This is a genomic window from Pseudomonas sp. W17 (assembly GCF_040268305.1).
Classification (GTDB): Bacteria; Pseudomonadota; Gammaproteobacteria; order Pseudomonadales; family Pseudomonadaceae; genus Aquipseudomonas; species Aquipseudomonas protegens.
The window spans coordinates 7108593-7130117 of sequence record NZ_CP158490.1 but is presented as its reverse complement, the minus strand read 5'-3'; the positions used below and the strand labels follow the sequence as shown (position 1 = coordinate 7130117).

The 21525-nt window shown below is 58.3% G+C and carries 22 protein-coding genes; all 22 read left to right on the top strand.

The window, feature by feature from the left end:
* The first annotated feature begins 566 nt into the window (after positions 1 to 566).
* The 22 genes from rpmH (at position 567) to ABCR88_RS32810 (ending at position 21515) form a co-directional block, all read left to right on the top strand.
* On the top strand, positions 567 to 701 hold the full coding sequence (gene rpmH / locus ABCR88_RS32915) for a 50S ribosomal protein L34 (RefSeq protein WP_003213577.1): 135 nt from the start codon (positions 567 to 569) through the stop codon (positions 699 to 701).
* A 16-nt stretch (positions 702 to 717) separates the two neighbouring features.
* Positions 718 to 1119, top strand: coding sequence for a ribonuclease P protein component (gene rnpA / locus ABCR88_RS32910; protein WP_026020269.1), 402 nt, complete (start codon positions 718 to 720; stop codon positions 1117 to 1119).
* Positions 1112 to 1357, top strand: coding sequence for a membrane protein insertion efficiency factor YidD (gene yidD / locus ABCR88_RS32905; protein WP_003213574.1), 246 nt, complete (start codon positions 1112 to 1114; stop codon positions 1355 to 1357). Before rnpA ends, yidD begins: the two co-directional genes overlap by 8 nt.
* 2 nt (positions 1358 to 1359) lie before the next feature.
* Positions 1360 to 3060, top strand: a complete 1701-nt coding sequence (gene yidC, locus ABCR88_RS32900) for a membrane protein insertase YidC (RefSeq protein ID WP_350403937.1) — start codon at positions 1360 to 1362, stop codon at positions 3058 to 3060.
* A gap of 79 nt (positions 3061 to 3139) precedes the next feature.
* Positions 3140 to 4510: a tRNA uridine-5-carboxymethylaminomethyl(34) synthesis GTPase MnmE gene (mnmE, locus tag ABCR88_RS32895; RefSeq protein WP_350403935.1), complete on the top strand. Its 1371-nt coding sequence runs from the start codon at positions 3140 to 3142 to the stop codon at positions 4508 to 4510.
* A 311-nt stretch (positions 4511 to 4821) separates the two neighbouring features.
* Positions 4822 to 6234 carry an amino acid permease gene (locus tag ABCR88_RS32890; protein ID WP_350403934.1) on the top strand — a complete coding sequence of 471 codons (1413 nt, stop codon included), beginning with the start codon at positions 4822 to 4824 and terminating at the stop codon, positions 6232 to 6234.
* 3 nt (positions 6235 to 6237) lie between these two features.
* The gene (locus ABCR88_RS32885) at positions 6238 to 7059 is read left to right on the top strand and encodes a phytanoyl-CoA dioxygenase family protein (RefSeq protein WP_183001273.1); all 822 of its coding nucleotides are present in this window, start codon (positions 6238 to 6240) and stop codon (positions 7057 to 7059) included.
* Positions 7060 to 7604: 545 nt separating this feature from the next.
* Positions 7605 to 9497: a tRNA uridine-5-carboxymethylaminomethyl(34) synthesis enzyme MnmG gene (gene mnmG, locus ABCR88_RS32880; RefSeq protein ID WP_011064390.1), complete on the top strand. Its 1893-nt coding sequence runs from the start codon at positions 7605 to 7607 to the stop codon at positions 9495 to 9497.
* A 5-nt stretch (positions 9498 to 9502) separates the two neighbouring features.
* Positions 9503 to 10138: a 16S rRNA (guanine(527)-N(7))-methyltransferase RsmG gene (gene rsmG / locus ABCR88_RS32875; protein WP_015637574.1), complete on the top strand. Its 636-nt coding sequence runs from the start codon at positions 9503 to 9505 to the stop codon at positions 10136 to 10138.
* A gap of 18 nt (positions 10139 to 10156) precedes the next feature.
* Positions 10157 to 10954: a ParA family protein gene (locus ABCR88_RS32870; protein WP_011064388.1), complete on the top strand. Its 798-nt coding sequence runs from the start codon at positions 10157 to 10159 to the stop codon at positions 10952 to 10954.
* A 9-nt stretch (positions 10955 to 10963) separates the two neighbouring features.
* Entirely contained in the window at positions 10964 to 11836 is an 873-nt protein-coding gene (locus tag ABCR88_RS32865) for a ParB/RepB/Spo0J family partition protein (RefSeq protein WP_011064387.1), read from the top strand.
* A 148-nt stretch (positions 11837 to 11984) separates the two neighbouring features.
* Positions 11985 to 12392: a F0F1 ATP synthase subunit I gene (locus ABCR88_RS32860; protein WP_015637573.1), complete on the top strand. Its 408-nt coding sequence runs from the start codon at positions 11985 to 11987 to the stop codon at positions 12390 to 12392.
* Between the two features lie 16 nt (positions 12393 to 12408).
* Positions 12409 to 13281 carry a F0F1 ATP synthase subunit A gene (atpB, locus tag ABCR88_RS32855; protein ID WP_011064386.1) on the top strand — a complete coding sequence of 291 codons (873 nt, stop codon included), beginning with the start codon at positions 12409 to 12411 and terminating at the stop codon, positions 13279 to 13281.
* Between the two features lie 132 nt (positions 13282 to 13413).
* Positions 13414 to 13671 (top strand): F0F1 ATP synthase subunit C, encoded by a 258-nt coding sequence (gene atpE, locus ABCR88_RS32850; RefSeq protein WP_002555987.1) that lies wholly within the window; start codon positions 13414 to 13416, stop codon positions 13669 to 13671.
* Between the two features lie 57 nt (positions 13672 to 13728).
* Positions 13729 to 14199 carry a F0F1 ATP synthase subunit B gene (locus ABCR88_RS32845; protein WP_011064385.1) on the top strand — a complete coding sequence of 157 codons (471 nt, stop codon included), beginning with the start codon at positions 13729 to 13731 and terminating at the stop codon, positions 14197 to 14199.
* A 12-nt stretch (positions 14200 to 14211) separates the two neighbouring features.
* Positions 14212 to 14748 carry a F0F1 ATP synthase subunit delta gene (locus ABCR88_RS32840; protein WP_011064384.1) on the top strand — a complete coding sequence of 179 codons (537 nt, stop codon included), beginning with the start codon at positions 14212 to 14214 and terminating at the stop codon, positions 14746 to 14748.
* A gap of 21 nt (positions 14749 to 14769) precedes the next feature.
* Positions 14770 to 16314: a F0F1 ATP synthase subunit alpha gene (gene atpA, locus ABCR88_RS32835; RefSeq protein ID WP_011064383.1), complete on the top strand. Its 1545-nt coding sequence runs from the start codon at positions 14770 to 14772 to the stop codon at positions 16312 to 16314.
* A gap of 50 nt (positions 16315 to 16364) precedes the next feature.
* The gene (gene atpG / locus ABCR88_RS32830) at positions 16365 to 17225 is read left to right on the top strand and encodes a F0F1 ATP synthase subunit gamma (protein WP_011064382.1); all 861 of its coding nucleotides are present in this window, start codon (positions 16365 to 16367) and stop codon (positions 17223 to 17225) included.
* Positions 17226 to 17252: 27 nt separating this feature from the next.
* Positions 17253 to 18629, top strand: a complete 1377-nt coding sequence (gene atpD / locus ABCR88_RS32825; RefSeq protein WP_011064381.1) for a F0F1 ATP synthase subunit beta — start codon at positions 17253 to 17255, stop codon at positions 18627 to 18629.
* A gap of 45 nt (positions 18630 to 18674) precedes the next feature.
* Positions 18675 to 19100, top strand: coding sequence for a F0F1 ATP synthase subunit epsilon (locus tag ABCR88_RS32820; protein ID WP_011064380.1), 426 nt, complete (start codon positions 18675 to 18677; stop codon positions 19098 to 19100).
* Positions 19101 to 19216: 116 nt separating this feature from the next.
* Positions 19217 to 20584 (top strand): bifunctional UDP-N-acetylglucosamine diphosphorylase/glucosamine-1-phosphate N-acetyltransferase GlmU, encoded by a 1368-nt coding sequence (gene glmU / locus ABCR88_RS32815; protein ID WP_041120503.1) that lies wholly within the window; start codon positions 19217 to 19219, stop codon positions 20582 to 20584.
* A 160-nt stretch (positions 20585 to 20744) separates the two neighbouring features.
* A complete protein-coding gene (locus ABCR88_RS32810) occupies positions 20745 to 21515 on the top strand; it encodes a DeoR family transcriptional regulator (protein WP_169892547.1) in 771 nt (256 codons plus the stop codon).
* The last annotated feature ends 10 nt before the right edge of the window (positions 21516 to 21525 follow it).

Genomic DNA, 21525 nt, shown 5'->3' with positions numbered 1-21525 from the left:
GGATATCCCCTAAGTTGAAAGCCGGTGAGGCAAAAACAAGCGGCCATTGTAGCGATCAGCCGCCCACTTATCCACATGTAGCGTGTCCTCAGGACACTAAGAATCAACGCCTTACCCCGAATAAACACGACCAGCGGTATGTGCATAAGCTCTGTGGATAACCCCACTTGAGGCCATTGCACAACTCGGGGCGAAACTCTGTGGGTAACTCGCCTGTGGATAACCGACGGTTCCACACACAGGTTTTCCGATGGCGCAGCACAGGCAGGACACCGTTTCTCAACCGTGTTGTCATTCTCTGTACAGTACGGACTAGAAGGGCTTGAGTCAGTTATCCACAGATGAGGCCGTCCCTAGTCTTTATAAGCTTTACAGAAAAGCTTTAAATACTTTCCTTCTTTATTTTTATATCTAGCCGACCCTGGCTCACAACCCCGTACCCGGACATACATAGATAAAGGAAAAGCTGGTTGGAAATTGACCTAGAGGCTTGCTTTCTCTAGAATCGCCGATCTCTTAAAACGGGGGCCATTCCGGCCCGTTGTGGACGAACCAGGTAACACGACATGAAACGTACTTTCCAACCAAGCACTATCAAACGCGCTCGTACCCACGGTTTCCGTGCTCGCATGGCTACCAAGAACGGTCGTGCCGTCCTGTCGCGTCGTCGCGCCAAAGGTCGTGCGCGTCTGGCAGTTTGATAATCCGGCACTGGAGGTGAGTCAGGACTTCAGTCGGGAAAAGCGTCTGCTTACTCCCCGGCACTTCAAGGCGGTCTTTGACTCCCCTACCGGCAAGGTTCCGGGGAAAAATCTCCTGCTCCTTGCGCGCAACAACGATCTTGATCATCCCCGTCTGGGGCTCGTGATCGGGAAAAAGAGCGTAAAACTCTCCGTTGAGCGCAATCGCCTCAAGCGTCTGATGCGCGAATCGTTTCGTCTCCACCAGGACTCACTGGTCGGATGGGATATCGTTATCGTCGCGCGCAAAGGTTTGGGCGATGTAGAAAACCCCGAATTGATTCAGCATTTCGGCAAACTCTGGAAACGCCTGGCACGCAACAAGCCGGTACCAGCAGCCAACTCCGAAACTGTAGGGGTAGACAGTCCCGATGCGTAAACTGGCACTCGTTCCGATCCAGTTTTACCGCTATGCCATTAGTCCTCTGATGGCCAATCACTGTCGTTTCTACCCCAGTTGTTCCTGCTACGCGTTGGAAGCCATCGAAAATCATGGCCTTCTGCGCGGTGGCTGGCTGACCTTTCGTCGTTTAGGTCGCTGTCATCCGTGGAATCCCGGTGGTTATGACCCGGTTCCACCTATCCCTACCTCCCGTTCTTCTTCGATGGCCGAGTAATCATGGATATCAAACGCACGATCCTGATCGTCGCCCTGGCAATCGTGTCCTATGTCATGGTTCTTAAATGGAACCAGGATTATGGCCAAGCTGCCCTGCCGACTCAGAATGTTGCTTCCAGCACGACCGCCCCGGGCTTGCCGGATGCGCCAACAGGCACTTCCGCTGCCAACGACGACATTCCGCGCGCGGCAAGCGACACCACCGCACCCGCTGAAGCGCCTGTAGCGGCAAGCAAAGATCTCATTCAGATCAAAACGGATGTGCTCGACCTGGCTGTCGATCCACAAGGTGGGGATATCGCGCAACTGCGTTTGCCACTGTATCCACGTCGTCAGGACCACCCGGAAATCCCGTTCCAGCTGTTCGATAACGGCAACGAGCGGACTTATCTGGCACAAAGTGGCTTGATTGGCAGCAACGGCCCGGACGCAAGCCCGGCCGGTCGCCCAATCTACTCGGCAGAGAAGAAAAGTTATCAATTGGCTGAAGGTCAGGACCAATTGGTCGTCGACCTGAAGTTCAGCAAGGACGGTGTCAACTACATCAAGCGCTTCACCCTGAAGCGTGGCCTGTATGACATCACCGTTTCCTACCTGATCGATAACGAAAGCGCGCAGCCCTGGACCGGTGCGATGTTCGCCCAGCTCAAGCGCGACGCCAGTTCCGATCCATCCTCCAGCACCGCCACCGGCACCGCGACTTACCTGGGCGCCGCCCTGTGGACAAGTTCCGAGCCGTACAAAAAAGTGTCCATGAAAGACATGGACAAGGTGAACGAGGACAAATCCAAGGCACCCATCACTGAAAATGTTCAGGGTGGCTGGGTAGCCTGGCTGCAGCACTACTTCGTAACCGCCTGGATTCCGCCAAAAGGCGAGAACAACCAGGTTCTGGCGCGTAAAGACAGCAAAGGCAACTACATCATCGGCTACACCGGCCCTTCGATGACCGTTGCGCCGGGTGCCAAGGCTGAAACCAGCGCCATTCTTTACGCCGGCCCGAAAAGCCAGGCCGTGCTGAAAGAGTTGTCCCCAGGCCTGGAACTGACCGTGGACTACGGCTTCCTGTGGTTCATTGCCCAGCCGATCTTCTGGCTGCTGCAACATATCCACAGCCTGGTGGGTAACTGGGGCTGGTCGATCATCTTCCTGACCATGCTGATCAAGGGGATCTTCTTCCCACTGTCGGCTGCCAGCTACAAGTCCATGGCACGCATGCGTGCAGTGGCTCCGAAACTGGCCGCGCTGAAGGAAAAATTCGGCGACGATCGTCAGAAAATGTCCCAGGCGATGATGGAGCTGTACAAGAAAGAGAAGATCAATCCGCTGGGCGGCTGCTTGCCGATCCTGGTGCAGATGCCGGTCTTCCTGTCCCTGTACTGGGTACTCCTGGAAAGCGTGGAAATGCGCCAGGCACCGTTCATGCTGTGGATTACCGACCTGTCGATCAAGGATCCGTTCTTCATCCTGCCGATCATCATGGGCGCCACCATGTTCATCCAGCAGCAGCTGAACCCGACGCCTCCGGATCCGATGCAGGCCAAGGTGATGAAAATGATGCCGATCATCTTCACCTTCTTCTTCCTGTGGTTCCCGGCTGGTCTGGTGCTGTACTGGGTAGTGAACAACTGCCTGTCGATCGCTCAACAGTGGTACATCACTCGTAAGATCGAAGCGGCTACCAAGAAAGCAGCTGCCTGACCTACGCTGTGGATAACCACACAAGACGCCCCCTAGTGGGGCGTTTTGCTATCTGTCACTTTTGTCTGGATGTCGGCTTATGAATGTCCCTCGTGAAACCATCGCTGCCATTGCTACCGCCCAGGGCCGCGGCGGCGTGGGTATCGTACGGATTTCCGGGCCCCTGGTGGGCGCGGCAGCCAAAGCCATCAGCGGCCGTGAGCTGAAGCCGCGGTTTGCCCATTACGGGCCGTTTCTCAGTGAGCAAGAAGAAGTCCTGGATGAGGGCATTGCCCTGTATTTCCCCGGGCCGAACTCCTTCACCGGTGAAGATGTGCTGGAACTGCAGGGCCACGGCGGCCCGATTGTTCTCGACATGCTGCTGCAGCGCTGCCTGGAACTGGGCTGCCGGCTGGCTCGGCCGGGGGAGTTCAGCGAGCGTGCGTTCCTCAACGACAAACTAGACCTGGCCCAGGCCGAAGCCATTGCCGACCTGATCGAGGCCAGTTCGGCACAAGCTGCGCGCAACGCCCTGCGTTCGTTGCAGGGGGCGTTCTCCCAACGTGTGCATAACTTGACCGAGCAACTGATCGCCCTGCGGATCTATGTCGAAGCGGCGATCGATTTTCCTGAGGAAGAAATCGACTTCCTTGCCGATGGCCATGTGCTGAGCATGCTCGATGCAGTGCGTGACGAGTTATCCACAGTACTGCGTGAAGCCGGGCAGGGCGCCTTGCTGCGCGATGGCATGACCGTGGTGATCGCCGGGCGCCCAAATGCCGGCAAATCCAGCCTGCTCAACGCCCTGGCCGGGCGCGAAGCTGCCATCGTCACCGATATCGCCGGCACCACTCGGGACATCCTGCGCGAACATATCCACATCGACGGCATGCCGTTGCACGTGGTGGACACCGCAGGTCTGCGGGACACCGAGGACCAGGTGGAAAAGATCGGTGTCGAACGGGCCCTCAAGGCCATCAGCGAGGCCGACCGGGTGTTGCTAGTGGTGGACGCCACCGCGGCGGAAGCAGCTGACCCCTTCGCCCTGTGGCCGGAATTTCTCGAACAACGGCCAGACCCGGCCAAGGTCACGCTGATTCGCAACAAGGCCGATCTGACCGGTGAACCCATTGCCCTGGAAACCTGTGACGATGGCCATGTCACCATCAGCCTCAGTGCCATGGCCGCGGGTAGCGGGCTGGAACTGCTGCGGGACCACCTGAAAGCCTGCATGGGCTATGAACAGACATCCGAAAGCAGCTTCAGTGCGCGCCGCCGGCACTTGGAGGCATTGCGCTACGCCAGTGCCGCCCTGGAACATGGCCGGGCACAGTTGACCCTGGCAGGTGCCGGCGAACTGCTGGCCGAGGACTTACGCCAGGCCCAGCAATCGCTGGGGGAAATCACCGGAGCCTTCAGTTCCGATGACCTGCTGGGGCGGATCTTCTCCAGCTTCTGCATCGGCAAGTAATCATCCTTCCGAGCAAGCGCCTGTGGACAACTCCCTCCGGGGTACCGTCTGCGGGCGTTACCTTTATCCCCCATCCAAGCCCGCTGCGACATTGAGTAACAGCGCCTGCCTGAAAATCACCGCTTTATCCCCCAGTTAATCAGTCGATAGCCGTCATATCGCAGAAGTTCGCGTAAAAGCCGACTTGGTTCCCTATTTGCATCCCTTTTTTGTACAGGTTTATACATATCGGGAAATCCCCCGGCATGCATCGCCTGGGCCGACGGTTGGAAGCCGGCTGGTCTTCATGAACCTGCATTCAAGGAGCTGAAATGGCTGACGCGGGCACTGTTCTACAGCGTGGCCTGAGCACCCGGCACATCCGCTTCATCGCCCTGGGCTCAGCCATCGGCACAGGCTTGTTCTACGGTTCGGCGGCCGCCATTCAACGGGCGGGGCCTTCGGTTCTGCTGGCCTATCTGATTGGCGGCGCAGCCATCTACCTAACCATGCGCGCCCTGGGAGAGATGGCAGTCAGGACTCCTGTTTCAGGCTCTTTCGGACATTACGCCAGCAGTTATCTGGGACGTTTTGCGGGGTTTCTCACCGGTTGGAGCTACGCCTTTTCCATGCTCATGGTATGCCTGGCTGACGTCACCGCATTCGGCGTCTACATGGGCCTGTGGTTTCCCGATACTCCTCGCTGGATCTGGGTGCTGAGCATTGTCCTGGGCATTGGCGCCTTGAACCTGTGCAGCGTAAAGGTGTTCGGCGAGCTGGAATTCTGGCTGTCGCTGCTCAAGGTTGGCGCCATTGTGGCCATGATCGTCGGCGGCTTTACCCTGCTGTTCTTCGGCATCCAGCTTGGGGAGGAACAAAGCCGGGGAGGACTGGCCAATCTCTGGGAATACGGCGGTTTTTTCCCCAATGGCGTGGAGGGCATGATCGCCTCCTTCACCATCGTCATGTTCGCCTTTGGTGGGATCGAAGTCATCGGCATCACCGCCGGCGAAGCCAAGGACCCGCAGCGCATGATCCCCAAGGCCATCAACTCGGTACCGCTGCGGATCCTGATCTTCTACGTACTGACCTTGCTGATTCTGTTGACCCTGGCGCCCTGGTCGAGCATCGGTAGCCATGGCAGCCCGTTCGTGCAGATCTTCAGCAGCCTGGGGATCAGTTCGGCGGCCACGGTGCTGAATATCGTAGTGATTTCCGCCGTGGTCTCGGCCATCAACAGCGATATCTTCAGTGCCGGGCGAATGATGTATGGCATGGCGGCGATCGGGCAGGCGCCGGCAGTGTTCGCCAGGACCTCCCGCTTCGGCGTGCCCTGGATGACGGTGTTGGTCATGTCGGTGGCATTGCTGCTGGGGGTGCTGCTCAACTACTGGATCCCGCAGGAACTATTCCTGATCTTTGCCTCGCTGGTGACCTTTTCCGTGGTCTGGGTCTGGCTGATGATCCTGCTGTCACAAATGGCCATGCGTCGTGGCATGAGTGCCAGGGAAATCCACGAACTGAAGTTCCCGGTGCCCCTGGGCACTGCGGGTCAGGCCTGTGCCGTGGTTTTCATGTTGTTCATCTTCGGTGTGCTGGGCGCATTTGCCGATACGCGCCTGGCTCTGTATGTGGGGCTGGGCTGGTTGGCGCTGCTGTCGCTGGCCTATTGGATATGGATTAAACCGGATAGCACCGGCTCGGCCGCCGCCGAGCCCGGTATCGGAACTCAGGAAAAGGGATAACACATGGGATCGTTCGAGTTGCCGCCTACAACCATTGAAGCCTTCCAGCGCGATGGCGCTGTGTGCATTCGCCAACTGTTCAGCAGCGATGAAGTCGGCCTGCTGGAGCGGGGGATCGAGCACAACCTGACGTTTCCCAGCGAACGGGCCAAGGTCGCCAGCCGTCCGGACGACCCTGGCTGGTTCTTCGAGGACTTCTGCAACTGGCAAGAGAACCCGGCCTATAGGCAGTTCATCTTCCAGAGCCGGGTTGGCCATGTGGCTGCGCAACTGATGGGCAGCGATCAGGCTCGCCTGTATCACGACCACCTGCTGGTCAAGGAACCCAATACCCGGCAACGCACGCCCTGGCACCAGGACCAGCCGTACTACAACGTCGAAGGCCGTCAGAACTGCAGCATGTGGATGCCGGTGGACCCGGTGGCCCGGGAATCGACCCTGGAGTTCATTGCCGGCTCGCACCTGGGGCCCTGGCTGATGCCGCGAACCTTTCTCGACAACCAGGCCAGGTGGTTCCCCGAGGGCAGCCTGGCTGATCTTCCGGACATCGAGGCCGATCGTCCAGCATGGAACATTCTGGGCTGGGAACTGCAGCCCGGCGACGCAGTGTTTTTCCACATGCTGACCCTGCATGGGGCCGGCGGTGTAGGCGGAAATAGACGACGGCGGGCATTTTCCCTGCGTTTTCTCGGAGAAGACATGCGCCATGCCCCGAGACCATGGCGAACCTCACCGGAATTCCCCGGCCTGGTCGAACAGTTGGCCGCCGGCGCCGCTCTGGAACATGAGCTGTTTCCACGTTTGTGGCCTCGCGACCTGGCCTGAACGGTCATTTATCCACCGGCAGGTCGCGCTCGCGGCCTGTCTTTTCGCGTTATCCAGCTTCCATTTTCGTTCTTTGCCCTGGGCGAAGGGGGTAGCTGTGGGCGTCTATCAGTGGAAAGCAGGTTTTTCTGTGGATTAAGCCCTGTGAATAACTGCCCTTCAGCTCAGTTGATAACCGGGCTCCAAAACTGAGGAAAACCACCCCTGTGGATAACCACCCCATTCATCCACAGGCTTAAACCGGTTATCCAAGGGCCTCATTGCCACCTAACCACAGACTTTAAAATCTCTGTACACATTGTAAATAAAGGGATACAGCAATCTATCCACAGATAGGGTGCTGTATAAGAATAAACATAAAAACAAGGTTTTAATAAATCTCTCTCCTTTAATTTCTATTGTCCGCCAGTCATCCACAGCTGGTTAAATTTTGTGCAAAGGGTTCTTTAGAAAGGTCGAAGTCCCTATACTTGCCGCCTTGGTCCAAAAACCAACCCGACAACTACTCCTAATTACTCCTACTTGAAGCAGGCACGAGGTGCGTGGTGGATTTCCCTTCCCGTTTTGAAGTGATCGTCATCGGCGGCGGTCATGCCGGTACCGAGGCAGCACTTGCATCAGCACGCATGGGGGCAAAAACCCTGTTGCTGACGCATAACGTGGAAACCCTCGGTGCCATGAGCTGCAATCCCGCGATCGGCGGTATTGGCAAGAGCCACCTGGTCAAGGAAATCGATGCCCTGGGCGGCGCGATGGCCATGGCTACAGATAAGGGCGGCATCCAGTTTCGCGTGTTGAACAGCCGCAAAGGCCCTGCCGTGCGCGCTACCCGCGCCCAGGCCGACCGCATTCTGTATAAGGCAGCTGTACGCGAGATTCTGGAAAACCAGCCCAACCTGTGGATATTTCAACAGGCGGCTGACGACCTGATCGTTGAACAGGATCAGGTCCGTGGTGTTGTGACCCAGATGGGCCTGCGTTTCTTCGCCGAATCCGTGGTGTTGACCACCGGTACCTTCCTCGGCGGACTTATCCACATCGGTATGCAGAACTACTCCGGCGGTCGTGCAGGTGATCCGCCCTCGATTGCCCTGGCGCAACGACTTCGGGAACTGCCTCTGCGTGTCGGCCGCCTGAAAACCGGCACACCGCCGCGTATTGATGGCCGTTCTGTGGATTTCTCGGTAATGACCGAGCAACCCGGCGATACCCCGATTCCCGTGATGTCGTTCCTGGGGTCGAAAGAGCAGCATCCACCGCAAGTCAGTTGCTGGATTACCCACACCAACGCCCGCACCCACGAAATCATTGCTTCGAACCTCGACCGTTCGCCAATGTACTCCGGGGTGATCGAAGGTATTGGCCCGCGTTACTGCCCGTCGATCGAAGACAAGATCCATCGCTTTGCCGACAAGGAAAGCCACCAAGTCTTCATCGAGCCCGAAGGCCTGACCACCCACGAGCTGTACCCGAACGGGATATCCACCTCCCTGCCATTCGACGTGCAATTGCAGATCGTGCAGTCGATTCGCGGCATGGAAAACGCCCATATCGTGCGCCCGGGCTATGCCATCGAGTACGACTACTTCGACCCGCGGGACTTGAAGTACAGCCTGGAAACCAAAGTCATCGGTGGCCTGTTCTTCGCAGGCCAGATCAATGGCACCACCGGCTATGAAGAAGCCGGTGCCCAAGGTTTGCTGGCCGGGGCCAACGCGGCACTGCGTGCTCAGGGCAAAGACAGCTGGTGCCCGCGTCGCGACGAGGCCTATATCGGGGTACTGGTGGATGACCTGATTACCCTGGGCACCCAGGAACCGTACCGGATGTTCACGTCCCGGGCGGAATATCGGTTGATCCTGCGTGAAGACAACGCCGACCTGCGTCTGACCGAAAAAGGTCGCGAACTGGGGCTGGTGGATGACGTGCGCTGGGCCGCTTTCTGCAAGAAACGCGAAGGCATTGCCCAGGAAGAACAACGTTTGAAGTCCACCTGGGTTCGTCCGGGTACCGAGCAGGGTGATGCCATTGCACAAAAATTCGGCACGCCGCTGACCCACGAATACAACCTGCTGAACCTGCTGAGCCGTCCGGAAATCGACTACGCTGGTCTGGTCGAAGTGACCGGGCAGGGCGCTGAAGATCCGCAGGTCGCCGAACAGGTCGAGATCAAGACCAAGTACGCCGGCTACATCGATCGCCAGCAGGACGAAATTGCTCGCCTGCGCGCCAGTGAAGACACCAAATTGCCTGTGGATATCGATTACAGCGGTATTTCCGGCCTGTCGAAGGAAATCCAGAGCAAGCTCGGCGCGACCCGCCCGGAAACCCTGGGCCAGGCCTCGCGGATTCCCGGTGTGACCCCGGCAGCGATCTCCCTGTTGATGATTCACTTGAAAAAACGCGGCGCGGGCCGTCAGTTGGAGCAAAGCGCTTGAGTTCTATGGTCACCCCACAACACGCGGATGAGTTATCCACAGGCGCTCGCCAGCTCGGCGTCGAGCTGAGCCCGACGCAGCACCAATTGTTGCTGGGTTACCTGGCCCTGTTGATCAAGTGGAACAAGGCCTACAACCTCACTGCGGTGCGCGATCCCGATGAAATGGTCTCCCGCCATCTGCTCGATAGCCTGAGCGTGATGTCGTTCATCGAAAATGGCCGCTGGCTGGACGTCGGCAGCGGTGGCGGCATGCCTGGCATCCCGCTGGCGATCCTGTTTCCCGAGTCGCAAGTCACCTGTCTGGACAGCAACGGCAAGAAAACCCGCTTCCTGACCCAGGTCAAACTCGAACTCAAGCTCGAAAACCTGCAAGTTATCCACAGTCGGGTCGAAGCCTTCACCCCTGAGCAGCCTTTCAACGGGATCATTTCCCGGGCGTTCAGCAGCATGGAGAACTTCACCAGCTGGACCCGCCACCTGGGCGACCGCGATACACGCTGGCTGGCAATGAAGGGCGTCCATCCCTCGGATGAGCTGTTAGCATTGCCGGCAGACTTCCACCTCGATAGCGAACACGCCTTGGCCGTACCCGGTTGCCAAGGCCAACGCCATCTGCTGATACTGCGCCGCACGGCATGATTGGGAACACAAGCAAGAATGGCTAAGGTATTCGCGATAGCGAACCAGAAAGGTGGCGTGGGCAAGACCACCACCTGCATCAACCTCGCAGCATCCCTGGTAGCGACCAAGCGCCGGGTGCTGTTGATCGATCTTGATCCACAGGGCAACGCCACCATGGGTAGCGGTGTGGATAAACACGGTTTGGAAAACTCGGTCTATGACCTGCTGATCGGTGAGTGCGACCTGGCCCAGGCCATGCATTTCTCCGAGCACGGCGGTTACCAGTTGCTGCCGGCCAACCGCGACCTGACGGCCGCGGAGGTGGTGCTGCTGGAAATGCAGATGAAGGAAAGCCGTCTGCGCAGCGCCCTGGCGCCAATCCGTGAAAACTACGACTACATCCTGATCGACTGCCCGCCGTCGCTGTCGATGCTCACCCTCAACGCCCTGGTCGCCGCCGATGGGGTCATTATCCCCATGCAGTGCGAGTACTACGCGTTGGAAGGTTTGAGCGACCTTGTGGATAACATCAAGCGCATCGCCGAACTGCTCAACCCGGAGCTGAAGATCGAAGGCTTGCTGCGCACCATGTTCGACCCGCGCCTGAGCCTGATGAACGATGTTTCCGCGCAGCTCAAGGAACACTTCGGCGATCAGCTGTATGACACCGTGATTCCGCGCAACATCCGTTTGGCCGAAGCGCCGAGCTACGGTATGCCGGCGTTGGCGTACGACAAACAATCCCGTGGCGCGCTGGCCTACCTGGCCCTGGCGGGCGAGATGGTTCGCCGGCAACGTAAACAATCGCGCGTCGCAGCCGCCCAGCCAACTTAAGGAATCCCCATGGCCGTCAAGAAAAGAGGTCTCGGACGTGGACTGGATGCACTGTTGAGTGGTCCGACTGTCAGCGCACTGGAAGAACAAGCGGTGCAGGCCGACCAGCGTGAGCTGCAACACCTGCCCCTGGACCTGATCCAGCGCGGCAAGTACCAGCCGCGTCGGGACATGGACCCGCAAGCGCTGGAAGAACTGGCGAATTCGATCAAGAGCCAGGGCGTGATGCAGCCGATCGTGGTCCGGCCCATCGGTGGTGGTCGTTTCGAGATCATTGCCGGCGAGCGCCGCTGGCGCGCCAGCCAGCAGGCTGGTCAGGAAACCATCCCGGCGATGGTCCGCGATGTGCCGGATGAAACCGCTATCGCCATGGCTCTGATCGAGAACATCCAGCGTGAAGACCTCAACCCCATCGAGGAGGCGGTGGCCCTGCAGCGCCTGCAGCAGGAATTCCAGCTGACTCAGCAACAGGTCGCCGAAGCCGTGGGCAAGTCCCGCGTCAGCGTGGCCAACCTGCTGCGCCTGATCGCCTTGCCTGAGGTGATCAAGACCATGCTGTCCCACGGCGACCTGGAAATGGGTCATGCCCGTGCATTGCTCGGATTGCCGGAAAATCAACAGGTTGAAGGGGCGCGACACGTTGTCGCACGGGGCCTCACCGTGCGCCAGACCGAGGCCCTGGTTCGCCAGTGGCTGAGCGGCAAACAGGAACCTGCTGAACCGGTCAAGCCAGACCCGGATATCGCCCGTCTCGAGCAGCGTCTGGCCGAGCGCCTGGGCTCTGCGGTGCAGATTCGCCACGGCAAGAAGGGTAAAGGTCAGCTGGTGATCGGCTACAATTCCTTGGATGAGCTGCAAGGCGTCCTCGCTCACATCCGCTGAAACATTTCCTTATGTAGCGCGCAGTCGGAAATCACTACCCGGCAGTTGAATAGGGGCTGAACCGCCCCTATACTCTGCGCGCATTTTGTCGGCACAAATTATGCCAAGTTAATGAATTCTGGCAGCCGACCCTTGAGGAGCAAGAGCGATGGAAACCCGCACGCCAAACCGCTTGCCGTTTCATCGCTTGGCGGTTTTTCCGGTTTTACTGGCTCAGTTGATCATTTTACTGATAGCCGCTCTGGCGCTCTGGCAATGGCGTGGAGTCGTAGCCGGATACTCAGGCCTTTGCGGAGGACTGATAGCCTTGCTACCCAATGTGTATTTCGCTCATAGGGCATTTCGGTTTTCCGGCGCCCGAGCGGCCCAAGCCATCGTCCGGTCTTTTTATGCCGGTGAGGCGGGCAAACTGATTTTGACGGCGGTGCTGTTTGCACTGACGTTTGCAGGTGTGAAGCCATTGGCGCCGCTGGCTGTATTCGGCGTCTTCGTGCTGACCCAACTGGTCAGCTGGTTCGCTCCCCTGCTAATGAGAACAAGACTTTCGAGACCTTAGGGCGTTTGAGGCAACCATGTCAGCAGAAACAACCGCTTCGGGCTATATCCAGCACCACTTGCAGAACCTGACCTTCGGTCAGCTACCCAATGGGAGCTGGGGCTTTGCCCACTCCGCAGCAGAAGCCAAGGAAATGGGCTTCTGGGCATTCCACGTCGATACCCTCGGCTGGTCTGTCGCACTGGGTGTGATCTTCATTCTTCTGTTCCGCATGGCGGCCAAGAAGGCGACTTCCGGCGTGCCGGGCGCTTTGCAGAACTTCGTTGAAGTCATGGTTGGCTTCGTCGATGGCAGCGTGAAGGACAGTTTCCACGGCCGCAGCCCGGTGATCGCACCGTTGGCTCTGACCATTTTCGTCTGGGTGTTCCTGATGAACGCCATCGACCTGGTACCGGTGGACTGGATTCCACAACTGGCCATGTTGATCTCCGGCGACCAGCACATTCCGTTCCGTGCCGTATCCACCACTGACCCGAACGCCACCCTGGGCATGGCCCTGTCGGTGTTTGCGCTGATCATTTTCTACAGCATCAAGGTCAAGGGCATCGGCGGCTTCATCGGCGAACTGACCCTGCACCCGTTCGGCAGCAAGAACATCCTGGTTCAGGCGCTGCTGATTCCGGTGAACTTCCTGCTTGAATTCGTGACCCTGGTTGCCAAGCCGATCTCGTTGGCACTGCGTCTGTTCGGCAACATGTATGCCGGCGAACTGGTGTTCATCCTGATCGCTGTGATGTTCGGCAGCGGCCTGCTGTGGCTCAGCGGCATGGGTGTAGTTCTGCAATGGGCGTGGGCTGTGTTCCACATCCTGATCATCACCCTGCAGGCCTTTATCTTCATGATGCTGACCATCGTCTACCTGTCGATGGCGCACGAAGAGAACCATTAAGACCAGTCTCGACTAGTCTGATGTCCCTCTCGTTGCGGCGAGAGGGGGCCCGTCTCGGGTCAATGAAACGATTTGTTTTACCGCTTTAATCTAAAAAACCTAAACCATACGACGTAAAAGTCGGGAGGAAAGATGGAAACTGTAGTTGGTCTAACCGCTATCGCTGTTGCACTGTTGATCGGCCTGGGCGCACTGGGTACCGCAATTGGTTTCGGCCTGCTGGGCGGCAAGTTCCTGGAAGGCGCAGCGCGTCAGCCAGAAATGGTTCCAATGCTGCAAGTTAAAATGTTCATCGTTGCCGGTCTGCTCGACGCCGTAACCATGATCGGTGTTGGTATCGCTTTGTTCTTCACCTTCGCAAACCCCTTCGTTGGTCAACTCGCTGGCTAATCACTCGATTCTTCGAGTTGATTGGTGTGACGGACAACGAACGAGCGAGGTGTTGGCGTGAACATTAATGCAACCCTGATTGGCCAGTCCGTTGCGTTCTTAATTTTTGTATTGTTCTGCATGAAGTTCATTTGGCCTCCGGTCATTGCAGCTCTGCACGAACGTCAAAAGAAGATCGCGGATGGACTGGACGCTGCCAGCCGAGCAGCTCGTGACCTGGAACTGGCCCAAGATAAAGCGGGTCAGCAACTGCGCGAAGCTAAAGCTCAGGCAGCTGAAATCATTGAGCAAGCCAAGAAGCGCGGTTCTCAGATCGTCGACGAAGCCCGTGAACAGGCTCGTGTCGAAGCTGAACGTGTGAAGGCTCAGGCTCAGGCCGAGATCGAACAGGAACTGAACGGCGTCAAAGACGCGCTGCGCGCCCAACTGGGCAGCCTGGCAGTCAACGGCGCAGAGAAGATCCTGGGTGCCACAATCGATCAAAACGCGCACGCAGAGCTGGTTAACAAACTGGCTGCTGAAATTTAAGCGAGGGCGATCATGGCAGAACTGACCACGTTGGCCCGACCTTACGCTAAGGCGGCCTTCGAGCACGCTCAGGCCCACCAGCAGCTGGCCTCTTGGTCAGCCATGCTCGGCCTGGCTGCAGCGGTGTCACAAGATGACACCATGCAGCGCGTGCTTAAGGCCCCGCGACTGACGAGCGCAGAAAAGGCCAGCACTTTTATCGAAGTGTGTGGCGACAAGTTTGATGCACAGGCACAGAATTTCATTCACGTTGCCGCCGAAAACGACCGTCTCCTGCTGTTGCCGGAGATCTCCGCTCTGTTCGACCTGTACAAGGCCGAGCAAGAGAAATCGGTGGATGTGGATGTGACCAGTGCGTTCGCATTGAACCAAGAACAGCAAGACAAACTCGCCAAGGTTCTCAGTGCACGGCTCGGCCGGGAAGTGCGACTGCACGCTGCGGAGGATGCCAGCCTTATTGGTGGCGTCGTAATCCGCGCCGGCGACCTGGTTATCGATGGCTCGATTCGCGGCAAACTCGCGAACCTTGCCGAAGCATTGAAATCTTGAGTTTGAAGGGGCAGCAGAGCAATGCAGCAACTCAATCCTTCCGAAATAAGTGAAATTATCAAGGGCCGCATCGAAAAGCTCGATGTGACCTCCCAAGCCCGTAACGAAGGCACTGTCGTCAGCGTATCTGACGGCATCGTGCGGATTCACGGTCTGGCCGACGTTATGTACGGCGAGATGATCGAGTTTCCGGGCGGCGTCTACGGTATGGCCCTCAACCTGGAGCAAGACTCCGTAGGTGCCGTTGTATTGGGCGCGTACACCAGTCTGGCTGAAGGCATGAGCGCCAAGTGCACTGGCCGCATCCTGGAGGTTCCGGTTGGTAAGGAACTGCTGGGTCGCGTAGTCGACGCACTGGGTAACCCAGTTGACGGCAAAGGTCCGCTGAACAACACCGAGACCGACGCGGTCGAGAAAGTTGCTCCAGGCGTGATCTGGCGTAAGTCGGTAGACCAGCCTGTACAGACTGGCTACAAGGCTGTCGATGCCATGATCCCAGTCGGCCGTGGCCAGCGTGAGCTGATCATCGGTGACCGTCAGATCGGTAAGACCGCTCTGGCGATCGACGCGATCATCAACCAGAAAGACAGCGGCATTTTCTGCGTCTACGTGGCTATCGGTCAGAAGCAATCGACCATCGCCAACGTGGTTCGCAAGCTGGAAGAAAACGGTGCACTGGCTAACACCATCATCGTTGCAGCGAGCGCTTCGGAATCTGCAGCACTGCAATTCCTGGCTCCGTACTCCGGTTGCACCATGGGCGAATACTTCCGCGACCGCGGTGAAGACGCGCTGATCGTTTATGACGATCTGTCCAAGCAAGCAGTGGCTTACCGCCAGATTTCCCTGCTGCTGCGCCGTCCACCAGGCCGTGAAGCTTACCCAGGCGACGTGTTCTATCTCCACTCCCGTCTGCTGGAGCGCGCATCCCGCGTTTCCGAAGAGTACGTAGAGAAGTTCACCAACGGCGCAGTGACTGGCAAGACCGGTTCCCTGACCGCTCTGCCGATCATCGAAACCCAGGCTGGCGACGTTTCCGCGTTCGTTCCGACCAACGTGATTTCCATCACCGACGGTCAGATCTTCCTGGAATCGGCCATGTTCAACTCCGGGATCCGTCCTGCTGTGAACGCCGGTGTTTCGGTATCCCGTGTGGGTGGTGCCGCTCAGACCAAGATCATCAAGAAGCTGTCCGGTGGTATCCGTACCGCTCTGGCTCAGTACCGTGAACTGGCGGCATTCGCCCAGTTCGCTTCTGACCTGGACGAAGCGACCCGTAAGCAACTTGAGCATGGTCAGCGCGTTACCGAGCTGATGAAGCAGAAGCAATATGCGCCGATGTCCATCGCCGACATGTCCTTGTCCCTGTATGCCGCTGAACGTGGCTTCCTGACGGACGTCGAGATTGCCAAAGTTGGTAGCTTCGAACAGGCCATGATTGCTTACTTCAACCGCGATCACGCCGACCTGATGGCGAAGATCAACGTGAAGGGTGACTTCAATGACGAAATCGACGCTGGCCTGAAAGCCGGTATCGAGAAGTTCAAAGCCACCCAAACCTGGTAAGCCGCAGCGGGAGCCGCAAGGCTCCCGCTTGCTAACCTGATAGGTGTTACATGGCAGGCGCAAAAGAGATTCGCAGTAAGATTGCGAGCATCAAAAGCACGCAAAAAATTACCAGCGCCATGGAAAAAGTGGCGGTCAGCAAAATGCGCAAGGCACAAATGCGCATGGCTGCTAGCCGTCCTTATGCGGAGCGCATCCGCCAGGTTATTGGTCATCTGGCCAACGCCAACCCGGAATATCGTCACCCGTTCATGATCGACCGTGCTATCAAGCGCGTCGGTTACGTTGTGGTGAGCAGTGACCGTGGTCTGTGTGGTGGCTTGAACACCAACCTGTTCAAGGCCCTGGTCAAGGACATGGCGGTAAACCGCGAACAAGGCGTCGAGATCGATCTGTGTGTGGTTGGTAGCAAGGGTGCGGCCTTCTTCCGCAACTTCGGCGGTAACGTCGTTGCAGCTATCAGCCATCTGGGTGAAGAGCCGTCGATCAATGATCTGATCGGCAGCGTCAAGGTGATGCTGGATGCGTACCTGGAAGGCCGGATTGACCGCCTGTCCGTGGTATCCAACAAGTTCATCAACACCATGACCCAGCAGCCGACCGTGGAGCAGTTGATTCCACTGGAGGCAACCCCGGATCAAGAACTCAAGCACCACTGGGACTACCTCTACGAACCGGATGCCAAGGAGCTGCTGGACGGCTTGATGGTCCGTTACGTGGAGTCGCAGGTCTACCAGGCGGTGGTCGAGAACAACGCAGCTGAACAAGCGGCGCGGATGATCGCAATGAAGAACGCTACCGACAACGCCGGTGATTTGATCAGCGATTTGCAGCTGATCTACAACAAGGCGCGTCAGGCTGCGATCACCCAAGAGATCTCGGAAATCGTCGGCGGCGCTGCCGCGGTTTAACGGTTCAAATATTCAGAGGATCCAGCTATGAGTAGCGGACGTATCGTTCAAATCATCGGCGCCGTTATCGACGTGGAATTTCCACGCGACAGCGTACCGAGCATCTACGACGCCTTGAAGGTTCAAGGCGCCGAAACCACTCTGGAAGTTCAGCAGCAGCTGGGCGACGGCGTGGTGCGTACCATTGCGATGGGCTCCACCGAAGGCTTGAAGCGCGGTCTGGACGTCAACAACACTGGCGCAGCCATCTCCGTACCGGTCGGTAAAGCGACCCTGGGCCGGATCATGGACGTACTGGGCAACCCAATCGACGAAGCCGGTCCTATCGGTGAAGAAGAGCGTTGGGGCATCCACCGTCCAGCACCTTCCTTCGCAGAACAGGCAGGCGGCAACGACCTGCTGGAAACCGGGATCAAGGTAATTGACCTGGTTTGCCCGTTCGCCAAGGGCGGTAAAGTCGGTCTGTTCGGTGGTGCCGGTGTCGGCAAGACCGTAAACATGATGGAACTGATCCGTAACATCGCTATCGAGCACAGCGGTTATTCCGTGTTCGCCGGTGTGGGTGAGCGTACTCGTGAGGGTAACGACTTCTACCACGAGATGAAGGACTCCAACGTTCTGGACAAAGTGGCACTGGTCTACGGCCAGATGAACGAGCCGCCGGGAAACCGTCTGCGCGTAGCCCTGACCGGCCTGACCATGGCCGAGAAGTTCCGTGACGAAGGTAACGACGTTCTGCTGTTCGTCGACAACATCTACCGTTACACCCTGGCCGGTACCGAAGTATCCGCACTGCTGGGCCGTATGCCTTCCGCAGTAGGCTACCAGCCGACCCTGGCTGAAGAGATGGGCGTTCTGCAAGAACGTATCACTTCGACCAAGCAAGGCTCGATCACCTCGATCCAAGCGGTATACGTACCTGCGGACGACTTGACCGACCCGTCGCCAGCGACTACCTTCGCCCACTTGGACGCCACCGTCGTTCTGTCCCGTGACATCGCTTCCCTGGGTATTTACCCAGCGGTAGACCCACTGGACTCGACTTCCCGTCAGCTGGACCCGAACGTGATCGGCAACGAGCACTACGAAACCGCTCGCGGTGTTCAGTACGTACTGCAGCGTTACAAAGAGCTGAAGGACATCATTGCGATCCTGGGTATGGACGAGCTGTCGGAAACCGACAAGCAGTTGGTATCCCGCGCTCGTAAGATCCAGCGCTTCTTGTCGCAGCCGTTCTTCGTGGCTGAAGTCTTCACTGGTTCTCCAGGCAAATACGTTTCCCTGAAAGACACCATCGCTGGCTTCAAAGGCATCCTCAACGGTGACTACGACCACCTGCCAGAACAAGCGTTCTACATGGTCGGCGGCATCGACGAAGCGATCGAGAAAGCCAAGAAACTGTAATCCCGGCGCCCGGTAACGGGCGCTAATTTAGGTTGAGGCAAGCAGATGGCTATGACAGTCCATTGCGATATCGTCAGCGCGGAAGGGGAAATCTTCTCCGGTCTGGTGGAGATGGTGGTTGCGCACGGTGAACTGGGTGATCTTGGTATCGCTCTGGGTCACGCACCGCTGATCACCAACCTGAAGCCAGGTCCGATCCGCTTGATCAAGCAGGGCGGGGAAGCCGAGGTGTTCTACATCTCCGGTGGTTTCCTCGAGGTTCAGCCGAACATGGTCAAGGTTCTTGCCGACACCGTGCAACGTGCTGCCGACCTGGACGAAGCCTCCGCTCAGGAAGCCGTCAAGGCTGCTGAGAAGGCCCTGAATGAAAAAGGCGCAGATTTCGACTACGGTTCTGCTGCTGCACGTCTGGCCGAGGCCGCAGCTCAGCTGCGTACCGTCCAGCAGATCCGCAAGAAGTTCGGCGGCTAAGTCGCAGGCTTTCTGTGTGATTGATTAAAAAGGGTAGCCTCGGCTACCCTTTTTATTTTCCGCCATTCACCCCCCCTCTTGGTCGCAGTCTGACCTTCCAGGATTGGTAGCCAGTCATGTCTCTCGAAATCGTTATCCTCGCCGCAGGCCAGGGCACCCGCATGCGTTCGGCGTTGCCCAAGGTTCTTCACCCGGTCGCCGGCAACTCCATGCTCGGGCATGTTATCCACAGCGCCCGGCAACTCGATCCACAGCGCATCCACGTGGTGATCGGCCACGGTGCCGATGCGGTGCGCGAGCGGCTGGCCGCCGACGACCTGAATTTCGTGCTGCAGGACAAGCAACTGGGTACCGGCCATGCCGTGGCCCAGGCGGTGCCCTTCATTAGCGCCGACACCGTGCTGATCCTCTATGGCGACGTACCGCTGATCGAAGTCGAGACCCTGCAGCGCCTGCTCAAGCAGGTGGGGCCGGAGCAACTGGGCCTGCTCACCGTCGAGCTGGACGACCCGACCGGCTACGGGCGCATCGTTCGTGATGCCGACGGCAAAGTCGTCGCCATTGTCGAGCAGAAGGATGCTGACGAAGCCACACGCGCCATCACCGAAGGCAACACCGGCATTCTCGCAGTGCCCGGCAAGCGCCTGGGCGACTGGACCGGCCGGCTGTCCAACAACAACGCCCAGGGCGAGTACTACCTCACCGACGTGATCGCCATGGCGGTCAGCGACGGCCTGATCGTCGCCACCGAGCAGCCCCACGACGCCATGGAAGTGCAGGGCGCCAACGACCGCAAGCAACTGGCCGAGCTGGAGCGGCACTATCAGTTGCGTGCCGGCCGCCGGTTGATGGCCCAGGGCGTGACCTTGCGCGACCCGGCACGTTTTGATGTGCGTGGCGAAGTCACCGTTGGCCGTGATGTGCTGATCGACATCAACGTGATTCTCGAAGGCCGGGTAGTGATCGAGGACGACGTGGTGATCGGCCCCAACTGCGTGATCAAGGACAGCACCTTGCGCAAGGGCGCGGTGATCAAGGCCAACAGCCACCTCGATGGCGCGGTGATGGGCGAGGGCAGCGATGCCGGTCCGTTCGCCCGGCTGCGTCCCGGTACCGTGCTGGAGGCCAGGGCTCATGTGGGTAACTTCGTCGAACTGAAGAATGCCCACCTGGGCCAGGGTGCCAAGGCCGGCCACCTGACCTACCTGGGCGACGCGGTGATCGGCGCGCGCACCAACATTGGCGCCGGCACCATCACCTGCAACTACGATGGGGTGAACAAGCACAAGACGATCATGGGCGAAGACGTGTTCATCGGCTCCAACAACTCGTTGGTAGCACCTGTGGATATCTCCTCCGGCGCCACCACGGCTGCCGGTTCCACCATCACCCAGGATGTGGCCCCGGCTCAACTGGCGGTCGGCCGCGCCCGGCAGAAGAACATCGACGGCTGGAAACGGCCGGAGAAGATCAAGAAGGACTGAGGTTATCCACAACCGCGGAACCCTGTTCGCCGGCAAGCTGGCTCTTACACCCATCTGTAGGAGCCGGCATGCCGGCGATTTTTTTCACCTGCGCGCTTGACGAAGTTTCGATCTTGGGTTTTTATTGCTTCCGTTATCTTTCGAATCGAAACTTAAAGCCATCATGTCAAAACGCAACACACCTCAACGTCGCCACAATATCCTCGCCTTGCTCAATGAACAGGGCGAAGTGAGCGTCGACGAGTTGGCCAAGCGTTTCGAAACCTCTGAAGTTACGATTCGAAAGGACCTGGCCGCCCTGGAGAGCAATGGCTTGCTGCTGCGCCGTTACGGTGGAGCGATCACCATGCCCCAGGAACTGGTCAGCGATATTGGCCAGCCCGTATCCCTCTACAAGCAGGCCATTGCCCGCGCTGCGGTGCAGCGTATCCGTGAGCATGCCCGGATCATCATCGACAGTGGCAGCACCACCGCCGCGATGATCCCCGAGTTGGGCCTGCAGCCTGGCCTGGTGGTCATGACCAACTCGCTGAATGTAGCCAACGCCCTGAGCGAGCTGGAGCACGAGCCGGTGCTGTTGATGACCGGCGGCACCTGGGACCCGCATTCCGAGTCCTTCCAGGGCCAGGTGGCCGAGCAGGTTCTACGCTCATACGACTTCGACCAGCTGTTTATCGGTGCCGATGGCATCGATCTGGCCCGTGGCACTACCACCTTCAACGAACTGCTGGGTTTGAGCCGGGTCATGGCCGAAGTGGCCCGGGAAGTGGTGGTGATGGTCGAATCCGACAAGATCGGCCGCAAGATTCCCAACCTGGAACTGCCGTGGAGCAGCGTCCATACCCTTATTACCGATGATCGCCTGCCCTTAGAGGTCCGCGACCAGATCCAGGCCCGCGGCATAACTCTGATTTGCGCGGCTGTCAGCTAGGAGAGAAACC